This is a genomic window from Mycobacteriales bacterium (genome assembly GCA_035504215.1).
Lineage (GTDB): Bacteria > Actinomycetota > Actinomycetes > JAFAQI01 > JAFAQI01 > DATAUK01.
The window spans coordinates 1-5,116 of the sequence record DATJSI010000126.1 but is presented as its reverse complement, the minus strand read 5'-3'; the positions used below and the strand labels follow the sequence as shown (position 1 = coordinate 5,116).

The window sequence follows — 5,116 nt, the reverse complement described above, 5'->3', positions numbered from 1 at the left end:
CCCGGCTGAGCAGGCGAGGGATGCCTTCCAGGCTCACCGCCGTCACGTTGCGCGCGGCCAGCGTCTGGGCCAGCGCCGGATCGCCGAGCAGGCCGAGCAGACCGACGACGACCTGGCCGTCGCGCAGCGCGGCGATGGTCGCTGCGGACGGCGGCCGGACCATCAGCAGCACGGCGGCATCGCCGACCACGGTCGACCCCGCGGCGACGGTCGCGCCCGCGTCGGTGTAGGCGCGGTCGGGGAACCACGCGCCCTCACCGGCACCTGCCTCGACGGCGACCGCGCAGCCGGCCGAGCGAAGGCGGCCCACCCCGTCCGGGTCAAGAGCGACCCGCCGCTCGCGTGGCGCCGTCTCCTTGACGACGCCGACGGTGAGCTCCATGAACCTGCCTTTCGTCGGTGGCCGCATCATTGTCCTCGTCCGGGTCACGAGTCCGCGGGAGGACCGGCCGGTGGCGGGCCCGTGCCGATCGGCGCGTGATGGTCGATCCGGCCGGCGAGCGGGCGGATCAGGAGTAAAGTCGCCTCAATACGAGGCGTCATCGCTTGGACCGCGCGAACGACTTCCGCGCACCGAGGGTGACCTGGAGAGCGCGGATCGAGGCACCTAGCGTCACATGCTCGCCGAACACGTCACAGTGGCACCGCCTCGATGACCGCAAAGGAAACCCGACAGCGCGACCGGGTCGTGATTCGGTTCGCCGGCGACTCCGGCGACGGCATGCAGCTGACCGGCGACCGCTTCACCTCCGAGACGGCCGAGCTCGGTAACGACATCTCGACCCTTCCTGACTTCCCGGCCGAGATTCGGGCACCCGCAGGGACGCTGGCGGGTGTCTCGGCGTTCCAGCTGCACTTCGCCGACCACGACGTGAAGACGCCCGGCGACATCGCGGACGTGCTGGTCGCGATGAACCCCGCCGCCCTCAAGGCCAACCTCGCCGAGCTGCGCCCGGGCGGCGACCTGATCGTCAACACCGACGAGTTCACCACTCGGAACCTGTCCCGGGTCGGCTACCCGGTCAGCCCGCTCGAGAACGACACCCTGTCGGCGTACCAGGTCCACGCCGTGCCGTTGACGTCTCTGACGGTTGAGGCGCTCAAGGAGTACGACCTCACCCGCAAGGAAGCAGAGCGAGCGAAGAACATGTTCGCGCTCGGCCTGCTGTCGTGGCTGTACAGCCGCCCGACCGAGACCACGCAGGAGTTCCTCGCCCAGAAGTTCGCCAAGTCGCCGGTCCTCGCGCAGGCCAACCGCACGGCGTTCAGCGCGGGCTGGAACTTCGGAGAGACGACTGAGGCGTTCACCGTCCGCTACGAGGTCAAGCCCGCGGTCATGACGCCGGGCCTGTACCGCAACATCACCGGCAACGTCGCGCTGTCCTACGGCCTGCTCGCCGCCAGCCTGTCGACCAAGCTGCCGCTGTTCCTCGGCGCCTACCCGATCACGCCCGCGTCGGACATCCTGCACGAGCTGGCGAAGCACAAGCGGTTCGGTGTGCAGACCTTCCAGGCGGAGGACGAGATCGCCGGCATCGGCGCCGCGCTCGGCGCGTCCTTCGGCGGCGCCCTCGGTGTCACGACCACGAGCGGTCCCGGCATCGACCTCAAGTCGGAGACCGTCGGCCTGGCGGTCACCCTCGAGCTTCCGTTGATCATCTGCGACATCCAGCGGGCCGGCCCGTCGACGGGCATGCCCACCAAGGTCGAGCAGTCCGACCTGCTGCTGGCGATGTTCGGGCGGCACGGTGAGGCGCCGGTGCCGGTGATCGCACCGCTCTCGCCGTCGGACTGCTTCGACACAGCCATCGAGGCGGCGCGGATCGCGACGAAGTACCGCACGCCGGTCTTCCTGCTCTCCGACGCCTACCTCGCGAACGGCTCAGAGCCCTGGCTGATCCCGGACGTGGCCGGGCTGCCGGAGCTGGGGGTCGAGTTCGCGGCCGAGCCCAACCACCACACCGCGGACGGCGGCGCCGAGTTCTGGCCGTACCTTCGCGACCACGACACCCTGGCCCGGCCGTGGGCGATTCCCGGTACGCCGGGTCTCGAGCACCGCATCGGCGGGATCGAGAAGTCCGACGGCTCGGGCAACATCTCCTACGACCCCGCCAACCACGACGCGATGGTGCGGCTGCGCCAGGCGAAGGTCGACGGGATCGCGCGCGACATCCCGCCGTTGGCCGTCGACGACCCGGCCGGCGACGCCGACCTGCTGGTGCTCGGCTGGGGTTCGACGTACGGCCCGATCGGTGCCGCGGTCGGGATGGTGCGCGAGAGCGGCGGGCGGGTCGCGCATGCGCAGCTTCGCTACCTGAACCCGTTCCCGGCCAACACCGCCGAGGTGCTTGCGAGGTACCCGCGGGTGCTGATCCCCGAGATGAACCTCGGCCAGCTCGCGATGTTGGTGCGCAGCCGCTTCCTGGTCGACGCGATCTCGTTCACCCGGGTTCGCGGTCTGCCGTTCAAGGCCGACGAGCTGGCCGACGCGATCAAGGACGTGGTCGAGACCTGATGGACCTCACCCCATGAGCATCCCGAGCCAGCCGAACGGACGCCGCGGACTCGAGCTGATCCCGGTCGCCAGCGAGAAGGCCTCCAAGAAGGAGTACACCTCCGACCAGGAGGTGCGCTGGTGCCCGGGCTGCGGCGACTACGCGATCCTCGCCGCGGTGCAGTCCTTCCTGCCCGAGCTCGGCCTGAAGCGCGAGAACATCGTCTGCATCTCCGGGATCGGGTGCGCGGCGCGCTTCCCGTACTACCTCAACACCTATGGGATGCACTCGATCCACGGCCGCGCGCCGGCGATCGCGACCGGACTCGCCACCTCGCGCCCCGATCTCTCGGTGTGGGTCGTCGGCGGTGACGGCGACTTCATGTCGATCGGCGGCAACCACCTGATCCATGCGCTGCGCCGCAACGTCAATCTGAAGCTGTTGATGTTCAACAACCGGATCTACGGCCTGACCAAGGGTCAGTACTCGCCGACGTCCGAAGTCGGCAAGGTCACGAAGTCGACGCCGGCCGGCTCGATCGACACGCCCTTCAACCCGGTCTCGCTGGCCCTCGGGGCGGAAGCCACGTTCGTCGCTCGCACGATCGACTCGGACCGCAAGCACCTCACGTCGGTGCTGCGGGCCGCGACCGAGCACCGTGGTGCGGCGTTCGTCGAGATCCTCCAGAACTGCAACATCTTCAACGACGGCGCGTACGACGTACTCAAGGACCCCGACACCCGTGACACCGCTGTTCTGCGGCTCGAGGACGGCCAGCCGGTGCGGTTCGGCGTCGAGGCGGACAAGGGCGTCCGGCTCACCGGCCGGGGTGGCCTCGAGGTCGTCGACGTCGCCGACGCGGGCGAGGACTCGATCCTCGTTCACCACGTCGACCACGACGAGCCGGCGCTCGCGTTCATGCTCTCGAGGCTGGGCAACGTCAACGGCGGCGTGACGCCGGTCGGTGTCTTCCGCTCGGTCGATCGCCCGACGTACGACGACGAGGTCCGCAGTCAGGTCGACGTCGCACGCGAGGCTCGCGGCCCAGGTGACCTGGCGGCGCTGCTCGCGAGCGGCGACACCTGGCGGATCGGCTGAGCCGGCCGCTGGTCAGTCGGCTGGCAGCCTGATCGTTCCGCGCGACTTCAGCGAGGCGGACCCGGTGCGCGAGAGCGACAGCGGCGGCGCGATGTCCTCGAGCGAGCGACCCTCGGAGTCGACGCCGAGAACGATCTCGACGATGCCACCGATCGCCATGACCACGGCACCGAGCAGGTAGCCCCAGAACAGCCGGGTGTGGTCGGTGCCGTTGCCGATCAGGTGCCCGTAGAGCCACGGGCCGAACGCGCCGAAGCACTGCGCGATCGAGAAGAACACGGCGATCGCCTTCGCCCGTACCTCAACCGGGAACACCTCGGACACCGTGAGGTACGCCGCGGAGGCGCCGGCGGAGGCGAAGAAGAAGATCACGCACCACCAGATCGTCTGGGTCACCGCGTCGAGCACGCCGGCCTTGAACAGCACCGCCGAGATCAGCAGTAGCGTCGCCGAGATCAGGTAGGTGCCGGCGATCATCTTCCGTCGCCCGATGCTGTCGAAGAACCGGCCGATCAACAGCGGCCCGCACAGGTTCCCCGCGGCGAAGAGCATGAAGTAGTACGGCGTGTGTCCGGAGTCGACGCCGTAGATCTTCGTGAGCACCAGCGCGTAGGTGAAGAAGATCGAGTTGTAGAGGAACGACTGGGTGATCATCAGCACGGCGCCGAGGATCGCCCGCGGCGGGTACTCCTTGAACAGCGTGCGAGCCAGGGCGAAGAACCCGATGTTGTTGGCCGGGCTGATGTCGATCGCCTTGGACTCGTCCACCGGGGCCAACTCGGTGGACTTCCCCGCCTCGTCCTCGATCGCCTTGACCGCAGCCTCGGCCTCGTCCGCCCGGCCGTGCATCAGCAGCCAGCGCGGGCTTTCCGGCAGGTTCTTCCGGACGAAGAGGATGACGAAGCCGAGCACCGGGCCGAGTAGGAAGGCGAACCGCCACGAGTAGTGCGGCGAGATGTTGTTGACGACCGCGACGGTGAGGACGGACGCGATCAGCGCGCCACCCCAGTAGGTGCCGTTGACCGCGATATCGACCCGGCCGCGGTACTTCGCCGGGATGAGCTCGTCGATTGCCGAGTTGATCGCGGCGTACTCACCGCCGATACCCATGCCGGCGATGAACCGGGTGCCGTCGAGCCAGTAGACCCACCCCTGACCGTGACCCGCGGTGCACGCGGTCAGCGCGCCGCCGGCGAGATACACGCCGAGGGTGATCATGAACAGGTTCTTGCGTCCCCACTTGTCGGACATCCGGCCGAAAAACAGTGCGCCGGCCACCTCACCGAGCAGGTAGATCGTTCCGACCGAGAACGCGACCGATCCGGAGCCCAGCCCGAGCGCGGACTTCTGGCTGATGATGTTGGTGACGTTGCTCGCGATCGTGATCTCGAGGCCGTCGAGGATCCAGGCGACGCCGAGCGCGATGACCAGACGGGTGTGGAAGCGGGACCAGTCGAGCCGGTCGAGCCGGGCCGGAACGAGGCTCCGTGAGCCGTCGGCTTCGGTGGAATGCCGCTCAGCAG

General features: G+C 68.7%; 4 protein-coding genes. 2 read left to right on the top strand and 2 right to left on the bottom strand.

Annotation, left to right across the window (positions count from 1 at the left end):
- On the bottom strand, window positions 1–382 hold a 382-nt coding region (locus VME70_14735), incomplete at its 3' end, for an NAD(P)(+) transhydrogenase (Re/Si-specific) subunit alpha (GenBank protein HTW21455.1).
- 270 nt (window positions 383–652) lie between these two features.
- Between VME70_14735 and VME70_14730 the strand changes: the two genes are divergently transcribed.
- Both VME70_14730 and VME70_14725 read left to right on the top strand, forming a co-directional pair.
- A complete protein-coding gene (locus VME70_14730; GenBank protein ID HTW21454.1) occupies window positions 653–2,515 on the top strand; it encodes a 2-oxoacid:acceptor oxidoreductase subunit alpha in 1,863 nt (620 codons plus the stop codon).
- 13 nt (window positions 2,516–2,528) lie between these two features.
- On the top strand, window positions 2,529–3,593 hold the full coding sequence (locus tag VME70_14725; protein ID HTW21453.1) for a 2-oxoacid:ferredoxin oxidoreductase subunit beta: 1,065 nt from the start codon (window positions 2,529–2,531) through the stop codon (window positions 3,591–3,593).
- Window positions 3,594–3,605: 12 nt separating this feature from the next.
- On the opposite strand, the gene VME70_14720 is transcribed toward VME70_14725, so the two are convergent.
- Window positions 3,606–5,116, bottom strand: a 1,511-nt coding sequence (locus VME70_14720; protein HTW21452.1) for an MFS transporter, incomplete at its 5' end; no start/stop codon positions are given.

Excerpts from the sequence above, each read along its gene's own strand:
- VME70_14730 (HTW21454.1), top strand. The coding sequence starts at position 653 with ATGACCGCAAAGGAAACCCGACAGCGCGACCGGGTCGTGATTCGGTTC.
- VME70_14725 (HTW21453.1), top strand. The coding sequence starts at position 2,529 with ATGAGCATCCCGAGCCAGCCGAACGGACGCCGCGGACTCGAGCTGATC.